The organism is Enterobacter sp. BIDMC 26 (assembly GCF_000534435.1).
GTDB lineage: Bacteria > Pseudomonadota > Gammaproteobacteria > Enterobacterales > Enterobacteriaceae > Enterobacter > Enterobacter ludwigii.
On record NZ_KI973182.1, the window covers coordinates 3,859,632 to 3,881,770 of the forward strand.

The window sequence follows — 22,139 nt, forward strand, 5'->3', positions numbered from 1 at the left end:
CCGAGCTATTTATGGCGCGGAGTATTAGTTACGCTTGACAGAGTGTAAAACAAAACATTTAAATCATAACGACAAATTATTTTGCGGAGAAAGATGTGGATACGGAATTGCTAAAAACTTTCCTGGAAGTGAGCAGAACGCGCCACTTTGGGCGAGCAGCGGAAGCCCTTTACCTGACGCAGTCAGCAGTCAGTTTTCGTATTCGACAGCTGGAAAATCAACTGGGTGTGAATCTTTTTACCCGCCACCGCAACAACATACGCCTCACGCCAGCCGGTGAAAAACTGCTGCCGTATGCAGAGACCCTGATGAACACCTGGCAGGCGGCACGTAAAGAGGTTGCGCACACCTCGAGGCATAACGAGTTCTCCATTGGGGCCAGCGCATCGTTGTGGGAATGTATGCTCAGTCAGTGGCTTACCCGGCTCTACCCTTCCCACAACCATTTGCAATTTGAAGCGCGGATTGCGCAACGTCAGTCGCTCGTTAAGCAACTGCACGAGCGCCAGCTGGATCTTCTGATCACGACCGAAGCCCCCAAAATGGACGAATTTAGCAGCCAGATTGTTGGCCAGTTTGGCCTTGCGCTTTATGCCTCCGAGCCTTCAATGATGAAAGCCGACCTGACCTATCTGCGTCTGGAGTGGGGGCCAGATTTCCAGCAACACGAGGCGGGATTGATTGCTCCGGATGATGTGCCACAGTTAACAACCAGCTCTGCGGAGATCGCCTGTCAGCAGCTCTCCTTGCTGAAGGGGTGCACCTGGTTACCTGTTCGCTGGGCAGACACGAAACCCGGGTTGCATACCGTTGTGGACTCCACCACGCTTTCCAGACCGCTGTATGCCATCTGGCTCCAGAACAGCGATAAGCAATCGCAGATAAAAGATCTTCTAAAAATTAATATTATGGATTGATGCATGCGCCAGCAGAAATGCTGGCTGCAACGTCTGAAGAGGGGACTCGGCGTCTTTCAGGCAAAAAAAAATCCTTTGCCGAAGCAAAGGATTATATATGGCAGGGGCGGAGAGACTCGAACTCGCGACACCCGGTTTTGGAGACCGGTGCTCTACCAACTGAGCTACGCCCCTAAAGTCTTTTGCCATTAAGCCTGCCGGGTAGGCAGGCTTAATGTCTTAATAAGTGGCGGAACGGACGGGACTCGAACCCGCGACCCCCTGCGTGACAGGCAGGTATTCTAACCGACTGAACTACCGCTCCACCGAAGACTGCTGTAACCACCGGATTTATGCACCGGCTTACTACGTAATTTGATGCCTGGCAGTTCCCTACTCTCACATGGGGAGACCCCACACTACCATCGGCGCTACGGCGTTTCACTTCTGAGTTCGGCATGGGGTCAGGTGGGACCACCGCGCTAAAGCCGCCAGGCAAATTCTGTAATCTGTATCAGCTGAAAATCGTCTCTCATCGCCAAAACATCTTCGGCGTTGTAAGGTTAAGCCTCACGGTTCATTAGTATCGGTTAGCTCAACGCATCGCTGCGCTTACACACCCGACCTATCAACGTCGTAGTCTTCAACGTTCCTTCAGGAGACTTAAAGTCTCAGGGAGAACTCATCTCGGGGCAAGTTTCGTGCTTAGATGCTTTCAGCACTTATCTCTTCCGCATTTAGCTACCGGGCAGTGCCATTGGCATGACAACCCGAACACCAGTGATGCGTCCACTCCGGTCCTCTCGTACTAGGAGCAGCCCCCCTCAATTCTCCAGCGCCCACGGCAGATAGGGACCGAACTGTCTCACGACGTTCTAAACCCAGCTCGCGTACCACTTTAAATGGCGAACAGCCATACCCTTGGGACCTACTTCAGCCCCAGGATGTGATGAGCCGACATCGAGGTGCCAAACACCGCCGTCGATATGAACTCTTGGGCGGTATCAGCCTGTTATCCCCGGAGTACCTTTTATCCGTTGAGCGATGGCCCTTCCATTCAGAACCACCGGATCACTATGACCTGCTTTCGCACCTGCTCGAGCCGTCACTCTCGCAGTCAAGCTAGCTTATGCCATTGCACTAACCTCCTGATGTCCGACCAGGATTAGCTAACCTTCGTGCTCCTCCGTTACTCTTTGGGAGGAGACCGCCCCAGTCAAACTACCCACCAGACACTGTCCGCAACCCGGATCACGGGTCTACGTTAGAACACCAGCCATTAAAGGGTGGTATTTCAAGGTTGGCTCCACGCAGACTGGCGTCCACGCTTCAAAGCCTCCCACCTATCCTACACATCAAGGACCAGTGTTCAGTGTCAAGCTATAGTAAAGGTTCACGGGGTCTTTCCGTCTTGCCGCGGGTACACTGCATCTTCACAGCGAGTTCAATTTCACTGAGTCTCGGGTGGAGACAGCCTGGCCATCATTACGCCATTCGTGCAGGTCGGAACTTACCCGACAAGGAATTTCGCTACCTTAGGACCGTTATAGTTACGGCCGCCGTTTACCGGGGCTTCGATCAAGAGCTTCGCGTTACCGCTAACCCCATCAATTAACCTTCCGGCACCGGGCAGGCGTCACACCGTATACGTCCACTTTCGTGTTTGCACAGTGCTGTGTTTTTAATAAACAGTTGCAGCCAGCTGGTATCTTCGACTGATTTCAGCTCCATCCGCAGGGACTTCACCTACATATCAGCGTGCCTTCTCCCGAAGTTACGGCACCATTTTGCCTAGTTCCTTCACCCGAGTTCTCTCAAGCGCCTTGGTATTCTCTACCTGACCACCTGTGTCGGTTTGGGGTACGATTTGATGTTACCTGATGCTTAGAGGCTTTTCCTGGAAGCAGGGCATTTGTTACTTCAGCACCGTAGTGCCTCGTCATCACACCTCAGCGTTAACAAGGAACCGGATTTACCTGGAACCTCCGCCTACATGCTTAAACCGGGACAACCGTCGCCCGGCTAACATAGCCTTCTCCGTCCCCCCTTCGCAGTAACACCAAGTACAGGAATATTAACCTGTTTCCCATCGACTACGCCTTTCGGCCTCGCCTTAGGGGTCGACTCACCCTGCCCCGATTAACGTTGGACAGGAACCCTTGGTCTTCCGGCGAGCGGGCTTTTCACCCGCTTTATCGTTACTTATGTCAGCATTCGCACTTCTGATACCTCCAGCATCCCTCACAGGACACCTTCAACGGCTTACAGAACGCTCCCCTACCCAACAACACATAGTGTCGCTGCCGCAGCTTCGGTGCATGGTTTAGCCCCGTTACATCTTCCGCGCAGGCCGACTCGACCAGTGAGCTATTACGCTTTCTTTAAATGATGGCTGCTTCTAAGCCAACATCCTGGCTGTCTGTGCCTTCCCACATCGTTTCCCACTTAACCATGACTTTGGGACCTTAGCTGGCGGTCTGGGTTGTTTCCCTCTTCACGACGGACGTTAGCACCCGCCGTGTGTCTCCCGTGATAACATTCTTCGGTATTCGTAGTTTGCATCGGGTTGGTAAGCCGGGATGGCCCCCTAGCCGAAACAGTGCTCTACCCCCGAAGATGAGTTCACGAGGCGCTACCTAAATAGCTTTCGGGGAGAACCAGCTATCTCCCGGTTTGATTGGCCTTTCACCCCCAGCCACAAGTCATCCGCTAATTTTTCAACATTAGTCGGTTCGGTCCTCCAGTTAGTGTTACCCAACCTTCAACCTGCCCATGGCTAGATCACCGGGTTTCGGGTCTATACCCTGCAACTTAACGCCCAGTTAAGACTCGGTTTCCCTTCGGCTCCCCTATACGGTTAACCTTGCTACAGAATATAAGTCGCTGACCCATTATACAAAAGGTACGCAGTCACCCCATAAAAGAGGCTCCCACTGCTTGTACGTACACGGTTTCAGGTTCTTTTTCACTCCCCTCGCCGGGGTTCTTTTCGCCTTTCCCTCACGGTACTGGTTCACTATCGGTCAGTCAGGAGTATTTAGCCTTGGAGGATGGTCCCCCCATATTCAGACAGGATACCACGTGTCCCGCCCTACTCTTCGAGTTCACAACCTGTGTGCTTTCGTGTACGGGACTGTCACCCTGTACCGTGCGACTTTCCAGACGCTTCCACTAACACACAAGCTGATTCAGACTCTGGGCTGCTCCCCGTTCGCTCGCCGCTACTGGGGGAATCTCGGTTGATTTCTTTTCCTCGGGGTACTTAGATGTTTCAGTTCCCCCGGTTCGCCTCGTTAACCTATGTATTCAGTTAACGATAGTGTGTCGGAACACACTGGGTTTCCCCATTCGGACATCGCCGGGTCAAAGGTTCATATCACCTCGCCGGCGCTTTTCGCAGATTAGCACGTCCTTCATCGCCTCTGACTGCCAGGGCATCCACCGTGTACGCTTAGTCGCTTAACCTCACAACCCGAAGATGTTTCTTTCGATTCACCACCGGCTTGCGAAAATTTGAGAGACTCGAACACACATAACATGTGTGTCGTTTCAATTTTCAGCTTGATCCAGATTTTTAAAGAGCAAAACTTCGCAGTGCACCTTTTCAGGTTCACTCTGAAGTTTTCTTGTTTTCGCAGTAAAAGATGGTGGAGCTATGCGGGATCGAACCGCAGACCTCCTGCGTGCAAAGCAGGCGCTCTCCCAGCTGAGCTATAGCCCCATCGTATGACCAACCTCTTCAAATCTGCATGACAGATTTGGTAGGCCTGAGTGGACTTGAACCACCGACCTCACCCTTATCAGGGGTGCGCTCTAACCACCTGAGCTACAAGCCTGTAGAGGTTTTTTACTGCTGTTTTTCATCAGACAATCTGTGTGAGCACTACAAAGGCAGGTTCTTTAAGGTAAGGAGGTGATCCAACCGCAGGTTCCCCTACGGTTACCTTGTTACGACTTCACCCCAGTCATGAATCACAAAGTGGTAAGCGCCCTCCCGAAGGTTAAGCTACCTACTTCTTTTGCAACCCACTCCCATGGTGTGACGGGCGGTGTGTACAAGGCCCGGGAACGTATTCACCGTAGCATTCTGATCTACGATTACTAGCGATTCCGACTTCATGGAGTCGAGTTGCAGACTCCAATCCGGACTACGACGCACTTTATGAGGTCCGCTTGCTCTCGCGAGTTCGCTTCTCTTTGTATGCGCCATTGTAGCACGTGTGTAGCCCTACTCGTAAGGGCCATGATGACTTGACGTCATCCCCACCTTCCTCCAGTTTATCACTGGCAGTCTCCTTTGAGTTCCCGGCCGGACCGCTGGCAACAAAGGATAAGGGTTGCGCTCGTTGCGGGACTTAACCCAACATTTCACAACACGAGCTGACGACAGCCATGCAGCACCTGTCTCAGAGTTCCCGAAGGCACCAATCCATCTCTGGAAAGTTCTCTGGATGTCAAGAGTAGGTAAGGTTCTTCGCGTTGCATCGAATTAAACCACATGCTCCACCGCTTGTGCGGGCCCCCGTCAATTCATTTGAGTTTTAACCTTGCGGCCGTACTCCCCAGGCGGTCGACTTAACGCGTTAGCTCCGGAAGCCACGCCTCAAGGGCACAACCTCCAAGTCGACATCGTTTACGGCGTGGACTACCAGGGTATCTAATCCTGTTTGCTCCCCACGCTTTCGCACCTGAGCGTCAGTCTTTGTCCAGGGGGCCGCCTTCGCCACCGGTATTCCTCCAGATCTCTACGCATTTCACCGCTACACCTGGAATTCTACCCCCCTCTACAAGACTCTAGCCTGCCAGTTTCGAATGCAGTTCCCAGGTTGAGCCCGGGGATTTCACATCCGACTTGACAGACCGCCTGCGTGCGCTTTACGCCCAGTAATTCCGATTAACGCTTGCACCCTCCGTATTACCGCGGCTGCTGGCACGGAGTTAGCCGGTGCTTCTTCTGCGGGTAACGTCAATTGCTGTGGTTATTAACCACAACACCTTCCTCCCCGCTGAAAGTACTTTACAACCCGAAGGCCTTCTTCATACACGCGGCATGGCTGCATCAGGCTTGCGCCCATTGTGCAATATTCCCCACTGCTGCCTCCCGTAGGAGTCTGGACCGTGTCTCAGTTCCAGTGTGGCTGGTCATCCTCTCAGACCAGCTAGGGATCGTCGCCTAGGTGAGCCATTACCCCACCTACTAGCTAATCCCATCTGGGCACATCTGATGGCAAGAGGCCCGAAGGTCCCCCTCTTTGGTCTTGCGACGTTATGCGGTATTAGCTACCGTTTCCAGTAGTTATCCCCCTCCATCAGGCAGTTTCCCAGACATTACTCACCCGTCCGCCACTCGTCACCCGAGAGCAAGCTCTCTGTGCTACCGTTCGACTTGCATGTGTTAGGCCTGCCGCCAGCGTTCAATCTGAGCCATGATCAAACTCTTCAATTTAAGTTTGATGCTCGTGAATTAAACTTCGTAATGAATTACGTATGTTCACTCAGAGACTTGGTATTCATTTAGTGTCCGAAGACATTAAGAATCCATGTCACTTTGAGTGCCCACACAGATTGTCTGATAAATTGTTAAAGAGCAGTTGCGACGCGGCTTACAGCTCACCGTCGCGAGGTCACGTATATTACGTTTTCCTCATTCAGAGTCAAGCATTTATTTTTGCTTTTCTCTGTTGGTGTTCATCTCTGAACCCCGCTAACCCGGCGGCTTGTAAGCCGTTGTTCCGTGTCAGTGGAGGCGCATTATAGGGAGTTCTCAGACGTTGACAACCCCTCTTTTAAAAAAAACGTTCAACCGTCTCTTTTTTGCTCAAAATCGTGCTACAGCGCCAGTTTTTCGAGCGTTTCAAAGCCATAACGGCGTAAAACGGGCAAAAGTTGCTCGGTCTCGTTGGTGATGGCCATACAAAAAGCGATGTTTGCATCGGCAGATTTTGCATCCGGGGCTTCATGTTCCAGCAACCAGGCCGTACGTCGGGCTATAGCCGCCCCCGAATCCACCAGCCGCGTGCCCTCAGGCAGAACTTCTAATAACTCTTCCTGTAATAGAGGGAAATGGGTACACCCCAGCACAACGGTGTCCGGTGGCTCCGGCATCCGCAGCCACGGGCGGAGAATACGGCGCAATTCTTCGAGCGGCACTGCCTTTCCGTGCAGCTTCGCTTCGGCGATCTCGACCAGTTCCGCCGAACCGAGCATCGCAATCTGGCATTCGTTGGCAAAGCGGTCGATTAACTCGCGCGTATAAGGTCGCTTCACCGTGCCTCGCGTTGCCAGTAAACCAACAATGCCATTTGCCGTCAGACGTGCGGCAGGCTTTATTGCAGGAACAACGCCCACAACCGGGAACTGGAATTTTTCGCGCAATGCAGGAAGCGATACTGTACTGGCCGTGTTACAGGCGATGACCGCCAGCGAGAGGGGATAACGCTTTTGTACCGCGGTGACGATTTCAACCACACGCTCAACAATAAAGTCTTCACTCTTTTCCCCATACGGGAACGCGACGTTATCAAAGGCGTAAATGTAATGGAGATCCGGCAGAAGATGTCGGATCTCATCATAGACCGAAAGCCCACCGACGCCGGAATCAAATACCAGCACGGTGGGACGCGGATTAGAAGGTGTAGCTGCCAGACAAGGTGTATTCCCGTCCTGCAGTTTGGTAGCCATAAACTGTCTCGTAATCTTTATCGAACAGGTTGGCTATTTTACCACGAACTGTAAGGTGAGAGGTGACAGGATATGAAACTGCGACATCCCACAGGCTTACGCCGCCCATTTTCACCTTTTCAGACGGGTAGGTACCAAAGTCAGTGTCGTAACGTGTTCCCAGGTAGTGGTAAGTCAGGCTCCAGTCGAATTCATAGACCTGCGTATCAAGCTGATACTTCACCTGCTGCTTAGCCCGGCGATCCAATAGCTGGTTTGTTGCCGCATTGCGTGCATCCACGTAATCGTAACCAACCGTATGAGTCAGTGGACCTGTATCAAAGGACGCTGTGGCTTCAACCCCTTTAATACGCGCCTTGCCTACGTTGTAGTATTCCTGAAGGTTGTTATTAAAGTCGATCAGGTTATCAACGTCATTGCGATAGGCCGATACGCGCCAGTTTACGCCAGCCGTCAGGCCTTCGAACGCGCCTTCCCACTGTTTACTCTCCTCAGGATCAAGATGGTCGTTGCCATAGAAACCATACAACTGCCCGAGGTTGGGTGCTTTATAGGCAGTGCCATACGAGGCAATGAATCGATAACCTTCAATGAACTCCCAGCCCGCACTGCTCTGCCAGGTGCCATGGCGACCAAACTGAGAGTTATCGTCGCTACGCGCTGCCCCTTCCAGGGTAAAGTCGCCAAACTGCTGCAGTGCAGTCAGGTAGACGCCGGTGTTACGCAGGTCATAGCCGTTTGTGACATAGCTTGTTCCTGGTTCGGTGCTCTGCTTCTGCCAGTCGACACCTGCGCCAATATTGCCATGGCCCACCTCAACGGAGTTAGTCCACTGCACGTTGTACTGTTTGATCTCATCCAGCGTGGCATTGGAATCATAACGTCCCAGATGCGGGTCGTAGTTATAATCTTTGCTGTGGCTGTAGCTGGTGAGAAGTTGTGAATGGAAGATGTCATTATTAAAGCGCAGTCCAGCGTCCCAGGTCTGGCTATAGAGCTGACGGGTATCAACCAAAACATCAGGCGTAAATGAACTGTAATAGCCGTCATAGGCGGTACGGTTGCTGTAGCCATAGCCGCGAACGAACCCACTCCACTGATCAGAGAAAGCATGCTCCAGCGCACCGTAGAGGGTTTTATTCATAAAGCCGTCACGATCGGTCTGGGCCAGACCACCGTTGTTGCCATCCGCGACCACGTCAAAGCCTTTGGTATAGGTATAATCACCCGCCAGCGTCACGCGCGTGCTGTCACCCAGGGTTTGCTGGGTGCTGCCGCCGTAATTTTGGTAGCCATGCGAGCCTACGCCCGCATTCAACGTCGTGCCGTCCTTTGCGCGGGTAGTAATAATGTTCACTACGCCACCAATCGCATCAGAACCATAGACTGCAGAGCGTGGCCCGCGAATATATTCAATGCGCTGCACCAGGGCGATCGGGAACTGACTGAGATCGGACGACCCCGTTACCCCAGCCTGGTTAAGACGGATCCCGTCGACAAGAATAAGAACATGACTGGAATTAGTCCCCCGAATAAAGAGAGAGGAAAGTTGCCCCATTCCGCCGTTTTGAGCGGTATCCACGCCAGGCAAGCGACGCATAACGTCAATGACGGTGTTTGCCTGCCAGCGATCAATATCCTCGCGCGTCACCACAGACGTTGGTGCAAGAACGGTATTAACAGGTTGCTCAAAACGGTTTGCTGTCACCACCAACGAGTCGGCGCTATCCTGCGCCCAGCCCGAAAATGCCGTGACGGACAACGCCGTCAACAGCGATACTTTTTTAATCATTGTTAAAGCATCCACAATATAAGAAGGATGCCGCAGGCTTCATCTATAGCACGCGATGACGAAACCAAATGCGACGTGATCCCGGCAGGTCTTCGGGCTAGGTGGCGTTTTGCGGATGAAGACTTCCCATTTTCACAGTGTCTACAATTCTCATCCCGCCAGTCTTTACCGCTGCGCGTCAGCTCCAGATTTTCACTGGATTCCCTTTTCACTCTCAGGAGACCGGAAACAGAATGCTACAATTAGACACGTATAGATGTCCAGATAGCTATTGGCCATTAAATCTGGACATCCACTGCACAATCCCTACAATCCCCGCGTAATTCTTTATCACTCAGGACGCATCATGACCCCCGAACACCTCCCAACAGAACAGTACGACGCACAGCTGGCAGAGAAAGTTGTCCGCCTGCAAAGTATGATGACGCCTTTCAACGCGCCCGTTCCTGAGGTGTTCCGCTCGCCCGTTAGCCACTACCGCATGCGTGCGGAATTCCGCATCTGGCACGACGGTGACGACCTGTACCACATCATTTTCGATCAGCAGACGAAGTCCCGCATTCGGGTTGACAGTTTCCCGGCGGCGAGTGAACTCATCAACCAGCTCATGACGCTGATGATCGACGGCGTACGCAACAACCCTGTGCTGCGCCACAAGCTGTTCCAGATTGATTATCTGACCACACAAAGCAACCAGGCGATCGTCTCTCTGCTGTATCACAAAGCGCTGAATGACGAATGGCGCGAGCAGGCAGAAGCGCTGCGCGATGCCCTGCGCGCGCAGAACATCAATGTTCACCTGATTGGTCGTGCAACAAAAACCAAAATCATGCTGGATCAGGATTTCATCGACGAACGTCTGTCGGTGGCGGGAAAAGAGATGGTGTACCGCCAGGTTGAGAACAGCTTTACCCAGCCAAACGCAGCAATGAACGTACAGATGCTGGACTGGGCGCTGAAGGCGACCGAAGGGTCAAAGGGCGATCTGCTAGAGCTGTACTGCGGGAACGGCAACTTCTCCCTGGCGCTGGCGCGTAACTTTGAGCGCGTCCTGGCGACGGAGATTGCCAAGCCGTCCGTTGCCGCTGCACAGTACAACATTGCCGCCAATCACATCGACAATGTGCAGATCATTCGTATGTCTGCAGAAGAGTTCACGCAGGCCATGAATGGCGTACGCCAGTTTAATCGCCTGGAGGGGATCGATCTGAAGAGTTACCAGTGTGAGACGATTTTTGTCGATCCGCCGCGCAGTGGCCTGGACAGCGAAACCGAGAAGATGGTGCAGGCGTACCCGCGTATTTTGTACATATCCTGTAACCCGGAAACGCTGTGCAAGAACCTCGAAACATTAAGCCAGACGCACAATGTTGAACGTCTGGCTCTCTTCGATCAGTTCCCGTATACGCACCATATGGAGTGCGGCGTACTTCTTACCGCGAAGTAACGTGATGGCAGGCAGGTCAACCTGCCTGCCATCACACTCTCTTACTCCGGCAGCTCGTGCTTGCGGCTACGCATGCGCGAGCCAATCCAGAACACCAGTGCCACAGAAAGTACCGCCGGCAGGAAGTTAGAACCGATATCCGGATACTCTGCACGCACCACGGTGCTATACAGCAACACGCCAAGAATAAAGCAGGCCGCGGCCAGCCCAGGCAACCCGACCGGCATGGTGCGGTTCAGGTAACGCTGATGCAGACAGTACACCGTCAGCACCAGCGCAATAAGCGGGAAAATAGAAAATGGAACGATCGAGCTGAACACAGCCGCAAACGTGCCATTAATTGATAAGCCAGCGATCAATGCCAGCAACAGCGTACCCTTATCCTGACCTGACTGTTTCATTACTCACCTTCACTCTTCGGTTTGATGTGCCAGTTTCTCTTGTTCACGGCGATACCAGTAGTACGCGCCTTTGGAGATCATCCTGAGCTGTAATACCAGTCGCTCTTCGAGCTGCTTGCGTTGTTCGATGCTGACATCCAGCGCTTCGGCACCCGCGCTGAAAACAATCGTCACCATCGCCTCAGCCTGTGCTTCAGTGAACGCACGCGGCATATGGTTTTCGAGTTCAAGATAGTCGGCAAGTTCCGCGATAAAATGCTGAATTTCACGCGCCACAGCGGCACGGAACGCGGCTGATGTTCCGGAACGTTCCCGCAACAGCAGGCGAAACGCGTTGGGGTTATTGCCAATAAATTCCATAAAGGTCGACACAGAGGTGCGGATCACGCTCCCCCCTTTAGCGATACGCTGCCGCGCCTGGCGCATAAGCTGACGCAGCATCAGTCCGCTCTCGTCGACCATGGTCAGACCCAGTTCATCCACATCACGGAAATGACGGTAGAAGGACGTTGGCGCAATCCCGGCCTCGCGCGCAACTTCACGCAGGCTTAAACTGGCAAAACTACGCTCGGCACTCAGTTGACTGAATGCGGCTTCCACCAGCGAACGCCGGGTTTTCTCTTTTTGTTGTGCTCTTACGCCCATCACGATAGTTGAATCCTTCCAAAGGCCTGATGGCACTATACCAGAGAATAAAATTAATCTGTTTGCCTGGCTTTGTGAATGATTGTTTACGTACGGTTTGTGCTCCACTGCCGGAAAAAAGCACAACGATAATTGGGTTACTCGGGCAATGATGTTATGATTCTGTTGCTTTTATGTATAAGAACAGGTAAGCCTTACCATGCCACATTCCTACGATTACGACGCAATTGTGATAGGTTCCGGCCCCGGCGGCGAAGGCGCTGCTATGGGACTGGTGAAACAGGGAGCCAGAGTAGCGGTGATAGAGCGCTACCATAACGTTGGCGGCGGTTGCACCCATTGGGGCACCATCCCTTCCAAAGCCCTCCGCCATGCCGTTAGCCGCATTATTGAATTTAACCAGAACCCTCTTTACAGCGACCACTCCCGACTTCTTCGTTCCTCCTTTGCTGACATCCTGAATCATGCGGATACCGTTATTAACCAGCAGACACGGATGCGCCAGGGGTTTTATGAGCGTAACCACTGTGAAATTTTGCAGGGCAATGCGCACTTTGTTGATGAACACACCCTGGCGCTCGAATGCCACGACGGGTCGGTCGAAACCATCACGGCGGAAAAATTTGTTATCGCCTGTGGTTCACGCCCGTACCATCCGGCAGACGTGGACTTCTCCCACCCGCGCATTTACGACAGCGACTCCATCCTGAGCCTGCACCACGAACCCCGTCATGTGATTATCTATGGCGCAGGGGTGATTGGCTGCGAATATGCGTCGATCTTCCGGGGCATGGACGTGAAAGTTGACCTGATCAACACCCGCGACCGCCTGCTGGCCTTCCTCGATCAGGAAATGTCAGACTCGCTCTCTTACCACTTCTGGAACAGCGGCGTGGTGATTCGCCACAACGAAGAGTACGAGAAAATTGAAGGCTGCGACGACGGTGTGATCATGCATCTGAAATCGGGCAAGAAGCTGAAAGCTGACTGCCTGCTGTACGCCAACGGCCGTACCGGTAACACCGATTCTCTGGCTCTGGAAAATATCGGGCTCGAAACCGACAGCCGCGGTCAGCTGAAGGTGAACAGCATGTACCAGACAGCCCTGCCGCATGTGTATGCCGTCGGTGATGTTATCGGTTATCCAAGCCTGGCTTCTGCAGCATACGATCAGGGACGCATCGCGGCGCAGGCGCTGGTGAAAGGCGAAGCGACGGCACATCTGATCGAAGATATTCCGACAGGTATTTATACCATCCCGGAAATCAGCTCCGTCGGGAAAACCGAGCAGCAGCTGACGTCAATGAAGGTGCCTTACGAGGTGGGTCGCGCACAGTTTAAACATCTGGCGAGGGCGCAAATCGTGGGAATGAGCGTGGGTACGCTGAAGATCCTGTTCCATCGCGAGACGAAAGAGATCCTCGGTATTCACTGCTTTGGTGAACGCGCGGCGGAGATTATTCATATCGGCCAGGCGATCATGGAGCAAAAAGGTGGTGGTAACACCATCGAGTACTTCGTTAACACCACCTTCAACTACCCGACCATGGCGGAAGCCTATCGGGTCGCGGCACTGAACGGTTTAAACCGCCTGTTTTAACGCATTGTCAAAATGGCCATCCATCGAACCACGGATGGCCTCTGCCAGCTGCTCATAGCGGCTGCGCAGCGGTGAACCCGGACGATAAACCAGACCAATGGTACGACGTGGCTCTGGTTTAATGCATGGCAGATAAACCACGCCGTCACGTTTACGTTCGCGCGGCACGGCCAGTGCCGGCAGCAATGTGATCCCACTGCCCGCCGCCACCATATTCCGCAGCGTTTCAAGGCTGGTTGCGCGGAAATGGGTATCCTCGTCAGCACCCGCTTCGAAGCAGAAGCCCATCGCCTGATCGCGCAGGCAGTGACCATCTTCCAGCATCAGCAGTTTTTCACCGGCCAGATCGGCCATCGGCACGCGATCGCGGTTCGCCCACGGGTGATCTTCATAGATCGCCAGCATCATGGGCTCATCAAACAGCGGCACTTCGATAAAAGCTTCGCTCTCTTTGACCAGCGCCAGAATGGCACAGTCGAGCTTGCCGCTGTCTAACTGCGCCAGCAGCTGATGGGTTTGCGCTTCATGCAGATACATTTCGAGTTTCGGGAACGTCTGATGCAGCATTGGAATGATGTGCGGCAACAGGTACGGGCCAACGGTTGGGATCAGGCCAATATGCAACGGGCCGGACATTGCCTCCCCCTGCTGGCTTGCCATTTCCTTGAGCACTTTGACCTCGCGCAGCACGGTGCGCGCCTGATCCACCAGCAGCAGACCTGCCTGGGTGAACAGTACCTTACGACTGGTGCGCTCCAGCAGCATCACGCCCAGCTCGTCTTCCAGCTTGCGGATCTGGCCGCTCAGGGTAGGCTGGCTGACGTGGCAGGAATCTGCCGCGCGGCGAAAATGGCGGTGCTCGGCTAACGCTACCAGGTATTCAAGATCACGAATATTCATTATTCATCCTCCGTCGCCACGATAGTTCATGGCGATAGATAGCATAGCAACGAACGATTATCCCTATCAAGCATTCTGTTGAATAATACACCACATAGACGAGGCGGCACGTGTTTGACCCTTGACGTCCCCGCACCGTCAGCGAGTTTCTCTCAAAACTCGAACAACTAAAGCCAACGTGAACTTTTGCGGACCCCGTGGTCCGCATTTTTTTTGCGTAAAAAAGGCCGGGGATAAAAGCAAAATGGCAACCGAAGTTGCCATTTTTAGTGTTTACTCCCTCTCCCCGTGGGAGAGGGCCGGGGTGAGGGCACCAGCCCGCACTCATCAAACCAGCCGGTTTTTCGCATCCGCAATCGCCTGCGCGACTTGCTTCGGTGACACGCCGCCTTTCGCTGCACGCTTATCCAGACAAGACTGCAACGCCAGAATCGGATACACATCATCACCGATAACCGCACTGAATTTCTGCAGGTCGGTCAGCGGCAACGCTTCCAGTGCCTTACCCTGACGAATGGCTTCAACCACCGCTTCACCGACAATGTGGTGCGCTTCACGGAACGGTACGCCTTTCGCCACCAGGTAATCGGCAAGCTCGGTCGAGTTTGCATAGCCCTGCTGCGCCGCTTCCTGACAACGCGGGCGTTTCACCTGAATGCCATCCAGCACCAGCGCGCCCATATGCAGGCAGTCCAGCCAGGTATCGAGCGCGTCGAACAGCCCTTCTTTGTCTTCCTGCATATCTTTGTTATACGCCAGCGGCAGCCCTTTCAGGGTCATCATCATGCCGGTCAGCGCGCCCTGCACACGGCCACACTTACCGCGGATAAGCTCCAGCGCATCCGGGTTTTTCTTCTGTGGCATCAGGGAGGAGCCTGACGTCACGCGGTCAGACAGCTCAACAAACCCGGCTTCACCGGAGTTGAAGAAAATCAGGTCTTCGGCAAAGCGCGACAGATGCACCATGCCGATAGACGCATTGGAAAGCAGCTCCAGCACGTGATCACGGTCAGAGACGCTGTCCAGGCTGTTACGGGTGGCTGAAGCAAAGCCCAGCCAGCCTGCCAGCTGGTCACGGTCGATTTCATAGGCCGTCCCTGCCAGCGCACCGCTGCCCAGCGGGCTCACGTCCAGACGCTTCAGGGTATCCTGCAGACGGCTTTCATCACGCGCCAGCATCTCAACGTAGGCCAGACACCAGTGCGCAAAGGTTACCGGCTGCGCGCGCTGCAGGTGGGTATAACCCGGCATCACCGCGTCCTGGTTGTTCTGCGCGGTTTCCACCAGCGCGCCCTGTAGCTGACGGTTGGCTGCCAGCAGTTCACCAACGGTATCTTTACACCACAATTTCAGATCAGTCGCGACCTGGTCGTTACGGCTACGCCCGGTATGCAGTTTTTTACCCAGCTGGCCGACTTTATCGATGAGTTTCCCTTCCACCCAGCTGTGAATATCTTCCGCATCGCTGGCGAGGATCTGCTGCGGGTCCAGACGCACCTCTTCCAGCAGGTTATTCAGCGCCTCTTCCAGCTGCAGCTGTTCGTCTGCGGTCAGGACGCCCACGGTGACCAGCGCTTTGGACCAGGCCACAGAGCCGACGATATCCTGCTCGGCCAGGCGGTAGTCGAAGCGCAAAGAGTCGTTGAACTGTTTGAACCGCTGATCCGCTGCCTGTGTAAAACGCCCACCCCAAAGTGCCATAACATGCTTCCTTAATATCTTTGAATTTCATTGCCCGGCTGCGCTGCGCTGACCGGGCCTGCAGAATCGGTAAATTGCTTACGCCAGAATACGCGTGCCAATCGGCGTGCCGTTAAACAACGCCGGGAGTTGCTCCGCATGGCGCCAGGACGCGATGTCCACCGGACGTCCAAGCGTACGCGCGGCATCCAGCGCCGCATTGACTTTGACGATCATGCCGTCGGTAATAATGCCCTGCTCGATAAGCTGTTCGGCTTTCGCTGCGGTCATTTCCGCAATACGCTGGCCTTTGCCGTCGAGAATACCGCTTACGTCAGAGAGCAGAATCAGGTCCGCGCCCAGCGTAGCCGCCAGAGCCGTTGCCGCCTGGTCTGCATTGACGTTCATCAGCTCGCCCTCTTCGGTCACCCCGATAGAGCTCACCACCGGCAGGAATCCTCCTTCCAGCAGCATGTTAATCAGCTTAGGCGAACCAGGCTGTGCCAGTCCAACGTGTCCGAGCTCTTCGTCGAGCTGGGTCACTTTTACGCTGTCACCATCGCCCAGACACAGGCCGACAGAGGCGATATGGTGTTTCTTCGCCCACGCCAGCAGCGTTTTGTTCGCCGTCCCCGCCAGGGCACCGGTAATAATATCAATCTGGTCAGCAGGCGTGACGCGCAGGCCATTTTTCTTTTTCACCGGCAGGTTGAGCCCTTTCATCAGCTCATCAACCACGCAGCCGCCGCCGTGCACAATCACCAGCGGACGTTGGTGTGATTCGCGATAGTTCACCAGCGCGGTAAAAAGACGCTCCAGCGCTTCTTCGCTGTCCAGCAGTACACCACCGAGTTTGATAATTAATGGGTTCATCATCACACCTTAAATAAGAGCCTGGGTTTCCGGGAAACCGAAACGAATATTTGCACACTGCATTGCCTGCGCGGCAGCGCCTTTAAGTAAGTTATCTTCCGCAGCCACCACAATCAGGTGCTCACCCTGCACGGCAAAGCCAATGTCGCAGAATGGCAGGCCAACCACGTTTTTCAGCGCCGGCACGCCTTTGTCGTACAGGCGCACCAGCGGTTTGTCCGCATAGGCCTGCGTAAAGGCTTCGCTCACCTGTTCGTGGGTCACGCCGGGTTTCAGGCGGCAGGTGATGGTTTCGAGGATCCCACGCGGGAAGCTGCCCAGATGCGGCGTGAAGATGACATCCGCACCCAGATGCGTCGTGATTTCAGGGTGATGGCGGTGATTGAACACGCCATACGGCTGAAGGCTCACTTCGCAGAAGCTGTTAGCGATAGCGGCTTTACGCCCCGCGCCGCTGACACCACTGGTGGCGTTGATCACCGGCCACTGGTTCAGATCCAGCAGGTCTGCGTCGATCAGCGGCTTCAGAGAAAGCTGTGCCGCCGTCGGATAACAGCCCGGCACGGCAACCAGATCCGCTTCCTTCAGTTTATCTGTGCTCCACTCCGCCAGGCCGTATACCGCTTTTTCCAGCAGCTCAGGGTGTTGATGGGTGAAACCGTAATATTTTTCGTAGAACGCGCCGTCATTCACACGGAAGGCGCCGGAGAGGTCGAACACCACACAGCCGGCCGCCAGACAGTGCGGAACCAGGTCGTGGCTGACTTCGTGCGCGGTAGCTAAAAACACCACGTCGACGCCGTCGGTGAACGCGCGGATGTCAGACATTGGCTGCAGCGGCAGATCAACAATGCCTTTAAGTTGCGGATGCAAATCGGAAATTAACTTTCCTGCATCATTGCTTTGCGCTGACACGGTCAAAGCGGTTATGGTCATATGAGGATGGCGATTCACGTAGCTTACAAGCTCTGCGCCCGCATAACCGCTAGCGCCTACAATCAGCGTATTCAACATCGGGTTCCTTTATGCTCAACGTTAATGTATTTTTATTCACATTTATTGCATGAATATTGATACTATCACGACCTAAGGTGTGTCAACAATGAAAATGAACTTACCGCCATTTATCGAGATTTACCGCGCCCTGATTGCCACACCCTCCATCAGTGCGACCGAAGAAGCGCTGGATCAGAGCAATGAGTCTTTAATCAATCTGCTGGCAGGTTGGTTTAGCGATATTGGGTTTAACGTTGAGGTTCAGCCCGTCCCCGGAACACGCCATAAATTTAACCTGCTCGCCAGTACCGGACAGGGTGCCGGCGGCCTGCTGCTGGCCGGTCATACCGATACCGTTCCCTTTGACGATGGTCGCTGGACGCGCGATCCGTTCACCCTGACCGAGCATGACAACAAGCTTTACGGTCTGGGCACCGCCGACATGAAAGGCTTTTTTGCTTTTATCCTCGATGCGCTGCGTGACGTGGACGTGACAACGCTGAAGAAACCGCTCTACATTCTGGCCACTGCCGATGAAGAGACCAGCATGGCCGGGGCGCGCTACTTCTCTGAAAACACCTCAATTCGCCCGGATTGCGCCATTATTGGTGAACCAACGTCACTGCAGCCAATCCGCGCCCACAAGGGCCATATCTCCACGGCGGTGCGCGTGCTGGGCCAGTCAGGCCACTCCAGCGATCCGGCGCGCGGCGTCAACGCCATCGAACTGATGCACGACGCCATCGGCCGCATCATGCAGTTGCGCGACTCGCTGAAAGAGCGTTATCACTACGACGCATTCACCGTGCCTTACCCGACGCTGAACCTCGGCAGCCTGCACGGTGGCGATGCATCCAACCGTATCTGCGCCTGCTGCGAACTGCATATGGATATCCGTCCGCTGCCGGGCATGACGCTGAGCGATCTCGACGGCCTGTTGACCGAAGCGCTGGCGCCGGTCAGCGAGCGCTGGCCGGGCCGCCTGACGGTCTCCGAGCTTCATCCGCCGATCCCTGGCTACGAATGTCCACCGGATCATCAACTGGTTGAAGTCGTGGAAAAGCTGCTCGGCGAGAAAACCGACGTGGTGAACTATTGCACCGAAGCACCGTTTATTCAGACCCTGTGTCCTACGCTGGTGCTTGGCCCGGGTTCCATCAACCAGGCTCACCAGCCGGATGAATATCTGGAAACGCGCTTTATCAAACCGACCCGTGAACTGATTACCCAGGTCGTGCATCACTTCTGCTGGCATTAAAATGCCCCTGAGGGTTCCCTCTCCCGGTGGGAGAGGGTCAGGGTAAGGGCAACAAATCCCGCGATCTTCGTCACATTCCCATAAGCATCTCTTATCTGACGCAAAGCGAATTAAATTTCGTAAATTACCCACATTTATTCGTTTGCTGAACCGTTTTCGCAGCAATTGACGACGGGGGTTTTACGTGGCTTTATAAAGGGAGATGACAAAATATTGTCCAAAAGATTTTCGATTGGGCATAAACAAAAATGATGGGGTGACTGGGTTTTTATGAACGAACAATATTCCGCGTTGCGTAGTAATGTCAGTATGCTCGGCAAAGTGCTTGGAGATACCATCAAAGATGCGTTGGGGGAAAACATCCTCGACCGCGTTGAAACCATCCGCAAGCTGTCAAAATCTTCCCGTGCAGGTAACGAGGCCAGTCGTCAGGAGCTGCTCACCACCTTGCAGAACCTTTCTAACGATGAGCTGCTGCCCGTTGCCCGCGCCTTCAGCCAGTTTCTGAACCTGGCAAACACCGCTGAGCAATACCACAGCATTTCGCCGAATGGCGAAGCTGCCAGCAACCCGGAAGTCATTGCCCGTACGCTTCGTAAACTGAAAGACCAGCCAGACCTCAACGAAGACATCATCAAAAAAGCGGTGGAGTCCCTTTCGCTGGAGCTGGTTCTGACCGCTCACCCAACCGAAATCACTCGCCGCACCCTGATCCACAAAATGGTGGAAGTGAACAACTGCCTCAAGCAGCTGGATAACAAAGACATTGCTGACTACGAGCGCAACCAGCTGATGCGCCGTCTGCGCCAGCTGATTGCCCAGTCCTGGCACACCGATGAAATTCGTAAGCATCGTCCAAGCCCGGTCGACGAAGCCAAATGGGGCTTTGCGGTGGTGGAAAATAGCCTGTGGGAAGGGGTGCCGAACTACCTGCGTGAGCTGAACGAGCAGCTGGAAGCGAATCTGGATTACCGCCTGCCGGTCGATTTTGTGCCGGTGCGCTTCACCTCCTGGATGGGCGGCGACCGTGACGGCAACCCGAACGTCACCGCGGAAATTACCCGCCACGTGCTCCTGTTGAGCCGCTGGAAAGCAACCGACCTGTTCCTGAAAGATATTCAGGTATTGATCTCCGAGCTGTCGATGGTAGAGGCCACGCCTGAACTGCGCGCGCTGGCCGGCGAAGAAGGTGCCAGCGAGCCGTATCGTTTCCTGATGAAAAAACTGCGTGGCCAACTGATGGCGACGCAGGCCTGGCTGGAAGCGCGTCTGAAAGGCCAGCGCCTGCCAAAGCCGGAAGGCCTGCTGAGCCAGAACGAGCAGCTCTGGGAGCCGCTGTATGCCTGCTATAAATCACTGCAGGCCTGCGGAATGGGCATCATCGCGAATGGCGAACTGCTCGACACCCTGCGCCGCGTGAAGTGTTTCGGCGTGCCGCTGGTGCGTATTGACGTCCGTCAGGAAAGCACCCGTCATACCGAAGCGCTGGGCGAACTGACCCGCTATCTCGGCATCGGCGACTATGAAAGCTGGTCTGAAGCGGACAAACAAGCCTTCCTGATCCGCGAACTGAACTCCAAGCGCCCCCTGCTGCCACGTAACTGGGAGCCAAGCAACGAAACCCGCGAGGTGCTCAACACCTGTAAAGCGATCGTTGATGCGCCAAAAGGATCGGTGGCTGCCTATGTGATCTCCATGGCGAAAACGCCGTCTGACGTGCTGGGCGTTCACCTTCTGCTCAAAGAAGCCGGTATCGACTATGCCCTTCCGGTTGCACCGCTGTTTGAAACCCTTGATGACCTGAACAACGCTAACGACGTCATGACGCAGCTGCTGAATATCGACTGGTACCGCGGCTTTATTCAGGGCAAACAGATGGTGATGATTGGCTATTCCGACTCCGCAAAAGACGCGGGCGTCATGGCGGCATCCTGGGCGCAGTATCAGGCACAGGATGCGTTGATCAAAACCTGTGAAAAAGCGGGCATCGAACTGACGCTGTTCCACGGACGCGGCGGCTCGATTGGCCGTGGTGGCGCGCCAGCGCATGCGGCACTGCTGTCACAACCGCCGGGAAGCCTGAAAGGCGGCCTGCGCGTGACCGAACAGGGTGAAATGATCCGCTTTAAGTACGGCCTGCCGGAAGTGACCATCAGCAGCCTGTCGCTCTACACCAGTGCAATTCTGGAAGCGAACCTGCTGCCACCGCCAGAGCCGAAAGAGTCCTGGTGCCATATCATGGACGAGCTATCAGATATCTCCTGCGATCTGTACCGCGGCTACGTGCGTGAAAACAAAGATTTTGTGCCTTACTTCCGTTCAGCTACCCCTGAGCAGGAGCTGGGTAAACTGCCGCTGGGTTCACGTCCGGCTAAGCGCCGCCCGACCGGTGGCGTAGAGTCTCTGCGTGCCATCCCGTGGATCTTCGCCTGGACCCAGAACCGTCTGATGCTGCCCGCCTGGCTGGGCGCAGGTGCGGCGCTGCAGAAAGTGGTGGAAGATGGCAAACAGAACGAACTGGAAACCATGTGCCGCGACTGGCCATTCTTCTCCACCCGTCTGGGTATGCTGGAGATGGTCTTCTCGAAAGCAGACCTGTGGCTGGCGGAATACTACGATCAGCGTCTGGTGAAGCCTGAGCTGTGGACGCTGGGTAAAGAGCTGCGCGAACTGCTGGAAGACGACATCAAAGTGGTGCTGGACATAGCTAACGACTCGCACCTGATGGCGGATCTGCCGTGGATTGCCGAGTCCATCCAGCTGCGTAACATCTACACCGACCCCCTGAACGTCCTGCAGGCGGAGCTGCTGCACCGTTCACGTCTGGCGGAAGAAGAAGGTAAAGAGCCGGATCCACGCGTCGAACAGGCGTTGATGGTGACGATTGCAGGCGTTGCGGCAGGTATGCGTAACACAGGCTAATCCATTGGCTTCATACAGGCCCGGCAGCGCTAACGCTGCCGGCCGATA

The 22,139-nt window shown here is 54.5% G+C and carries 13 protein-coding genes, 4 tRNA genes, 3 rRNA genes and 1 riboswitch; of the genes, 5 read left to right on the forward strand and 15 right to left on the reverse strand.

What is annotated here, in order from left to right; genetic code table 11:
* The first annotated feature begins 95 nt into the window (after positions 1 to 95).
* Positions 96 to 917 carry an HTH-type transcriptional regulator HdfR gene (gene hdfR, locus L462_RS05290; RefSeq protein ID WP_014172169.1) on the forward strand — a complete coding sequence of 274 codons (822 nt, stop codon included), beginning with the start codon at positions 96 to 98 and terminating at the stop codon, positions 915 to 917.
* A 98-nt stretch (positions 918 to 1,015) separates the two neighbouring features.
* Here hdfR and L462_RS05285 read toward each other — a convergent pair.
* The 9 genes from L462_RS05285 to btuB all read right to left on the reverse strand — a co-directional run bounded on the left by L462_RS05285 (position 1,016) and on the right by btuB (position 9,369).
* A tRNA-Trp gene (locus L462_RS05285) sits at positions 1,016 to 1,091 on the reverse strand.
* 53 nt (positions 1,092 to 1,144) lie between these two features.
* A tRNA-Asp gene (locus tag L462_RS05280) sits at positions 1,145 to 1,221 on the reverse strand.
* Positions 1,222 to 1,276: 55 nt separating this feature from the next.
* Positions 1,277 to 1,392, reverse strand: a 5S ribosomal RNA gene (rrf, locus tag L462_RS05275).
* A 63-nt stretch (positions 1,393 to 1,455) separates the two neighbouring features.
* A 23S ribosomal RNA gene (locus tag L462_RS05270) occupies positions 1,456 to 4,361 on the reverse strand.
* 180 nt (positions 4,362 to 4,541) lie between these two features.
* Positions 4,542 to 4,617 (reverse strand) — tRNA-Ala (locus tag L462_RS05265).
* Positions 4,618 to 4,655: 38 nt separating this feature from the next.
* Positions 4,656 to 4,732 (reverse strand) — tRNA-Ile (locus L462_RS05260).
* 70 nt (positions 4,733 to 4,802) lie between these two features.
* A 16S ribosomal RNA gene (locus L462_RS05255) occupies positions 4,803 to 6,342 on the reverse strand.
* The 16S, 23S and 5S rRNA genes sit together here with 4 tRNA genes alongside, the layout of an rRNA operon.
* A 383-nt stretch (positions 6,343 to 6,725) precedes the next feature.
* Positions 6,726 to 7,577 (reverse strand): glutamate racemase, encoded by an 852-nt coding sequence (gene murI / locus L462_RS05250; RefSeq protein WP_020883936.1) that lies wholly within the window; start codon positions 7,575 to 7,577, stop codon positions 6,726 to 6,728.
* Positions 7,522 to 9,369, reverse strand: a complete 1,848-nt coding sequence (btuB, locus tag L462_RS05245; protein WP_032679232.1) for a TonB-dependent vitamin B12 receptor BtuB — start codon at positions 9,367 to 9,369, stop codon at positions 7,522 to 7,524. The genes murI and btuB overlap by 56 nt, the downstream gene beginning before the upstream one ends.
* 65 nt (positions 9,370 to 9,434) lie before the next feature.
* Positions 9,435 to 9,611: riboswitch (cobalamin riboswitch) on the reverse strand.
* 104 nt (positions 9,612 to 9,715) lie between these two features.
* On the opposite strand from btuB, the gene trmA reads away from it, so the two are divergent.
* On the forward strand, positions 9,716 to 10,816 hold the full coding sequence (trmA, locus tag L462_RS05240) for a tRNA (uridine(54)-C5)-methyltransferase TrmA (RefSeq protein WP_032679233.1): 1,101 nt from the start codon (positions 9,716 to 9,718) through the stop codon (positions 10,814 to 10,816).
* A gap of 41 nt (positions 10,817 to 10,857) precedes the next feature.
* Here trmA and L462_RS05235 read toward each other — a convergent pair whose 3' ends face one another.
* Complete coding sequence (locus L462_RS05235) at positions 10,858 to 11,217, reverse strand: YijD family membrane protein (protein ID WP_020883939.1); 360 nt, start codon at positions 11,215 to 11,217, stop codon at positions 10,858 to 10,860.
* Positions 11,218 to 11,226: 9 nt separating this feature from the next.
* Complete coding sequence (gene fabR, locus L462_RS05230; RefSeq protein ID WP_008501784.1) at positions 11,227 to 11,865, reverse strand: HTH-type transcriptional repressor FabR; 639 nt, start codon at positions 11,863 to 11,865, stop codon at positions 11,227 to 11,229.
* A 196-nt stretch (positions 11,866 to 12,061) separates the two neighbouring features.
* On the opposite strand from fabR, the gene sthA reads away from it, so the two are divergent.
* Complete coding sequence (gene sthA, locus L462_RS05225) at positions 12,062 to 13,462, forward strand: Si-specific NAD(P)(+) transhydrogenase (protein WP_014172175.1); 1,401 nt, start codon at positions 12,062 to 12,064, stop codon at positions 13,460 to 13,462.
* Here sthA and oxyR read toward each other — a convergent pair.
* The 4 genes from oxyR to argC all read right to left on the reverse strand — a co-directional run bounded on the left by oxyR (position 13,445) and on the right by argC (position 17,929).
* On the reverse strand, positions 13,445 to 14,362 hold the full coding sequence (gene oxyR, locus L462_RS05220) for a DNA-binding transcriptional regulator OxyR (protein ID WP_014172176.1): 918 nt from the start codon (positions 14,360 to 14,362) through the stop codon (positions 13,445 to 13,447). The two genes, sthA and oxyR, sit on opposite strands and share 18 nt — an antisense overlap.
* 327 nt (positions 14,363 to 14,689) lie before the next feature.
* Positions 14,690 to 16,063, reverse strand: a complete 1,374-nt coding sequence (gene argH, locus L462_RS05215; RefSeq protein WP_014172177.1) for an argininosuccinate lyase — start codon at positions 16,061 to 16,063, stop codon at positions 14,690 to 14,692.
* A 78-nt stretch (positions 16,064 to 16,141) separates the two neighbouring features.
* On the reverse strand, positions 16,142 to 16,918 hold the full coding sequence (gene argB, locus L462_RS05210; protein WP_086462987.1) for an acetylglutamate kinase: 777 nt from the start codon (positions 16,916 to 16,918) through the stop codon (positions 16,142 to 16,144).
* 6 nt (positions 16,919 to 16,924) lie between these two features.
* On the reverse strand, positions 16,925 to 17,929 hold the full coding sequence (argC, locus tag L462_RS05205) for an N-acetyl-gamma-glutamyl-phosphate reductase (RefSeq protein WP_032679234.1): 1,005 nt from the start codon (positions 17,927 to 17,929) through the stop codon (positions 16,925 to 16,927).
* 88 nt (positions 17,930 to 18,017) lie between these two features.
* Here argC and argE point away from each other — a divergent pair, with 88 nt between their 5' ends.
* Together argE and ppc are read left to right on the forward strand one after the other, a co-directional pair.
* Positions 18,018 to 19,169: an acetylornithine deacetylase gene (gene argE, locus L462_RS05200; protein ID WP_020883942.1), complete on the forward strand. Its 1,152-nt coding sequence runs from the start codon at positions 18,018 to 18,020 to the stop codon at positions 19,167 to 19,169.
* 270 nt (positions 19,170 to 19,439) lie between these two features.
* Positions 19,440 to 22,091 (forward strand): phosphoenolpyruvate carboxylase, encoded by a 2,652-nt coding sequence (gene ppc / locus L462_RS05195; RefSeq protein ID WP_014172182.1) that lies wholly within the window; start codon positions 19,440 to 19,442, stop codon positions 22,089 to 22,091.
* Positions 22,092 to 22,139: the final 48 nt, after the last annotated feature.

Excerpts from the sequence above, each read along its gene's own strand:
- oxyR (WP_014172176.1), bottom strand. The coding sequence starts at position 14,362 with ATGAATATTCGTGATCTTGAATACCTGGTAGCGTTAGCCGAGCACCGC.
- btuB (WP_032679232.1), bottom strand. The coding sequence starts at position 9,369 with ATGATTAAAAAAGTATCGCTGTTGACGGCGTTGTCCGTCACGGCATTT.
- argB (WP_086462987.1), bottom strand. The coding sequence starts at position 16,918 with ATGATGAACCCATTAATTATCAAACTCGGTGGTGTACTGCTGGACAGC.
- argH (WP_014172177.1), bottom strand. The coding sequence starts at position 16,063 with ATGGCACTTTGGGGTGGGCGTTTTACACAGGCAGCGGATCAGCGGTTC.
- sthA (WP_014172175.1), top strand. The coding sequence starts at position 12,062 with ATGCCACATTCCTACGATTACGACGCAATTGTGATAGGTTCCGGCCCC.
- trmA (WP_032679233.1), top strand. The coding sequence starts at position 9,716 with ATGACCCCCGAACACCTCCCAACAGAACAGTACGACGCACAGCTGGCA.
- murI (WP_020883936.1), bottom strand. The coding sequence starts at position 7,577 with ATGGCTACCAAACTGCAGGACGGGAATACACCTTGTCTGGCAGCTACA.
- ppc (WP_014172182.1), top strand. The coding sequence starts at position 19,440 with ATGAACGAACAATATTCCGCGTTGCGTAGTAATGTCAGTATGCTCGGC.
- argE (WP_020883942.1), top strand. The coding sequence starts at position 18,018 with ATGAAAATGAACTTACCGCCATTTATCGAGATTTACCGCGCCCTGATT.
- argC (WP_032679234.1), bottom strand. The coding sequence starts at position 17,929 with ATGTTGAATACGCTGATTGTAGGCGCTAGCGGTTATGCGGGCGCAGAG.
- L462_RS05235 (WP_020883939.1), bottom strand. The coding sequence starts at position 11,217 with ATGAAACAGTCAGGTCAGGATAAGGGTACGCTGTTGCTGGCATTGATC.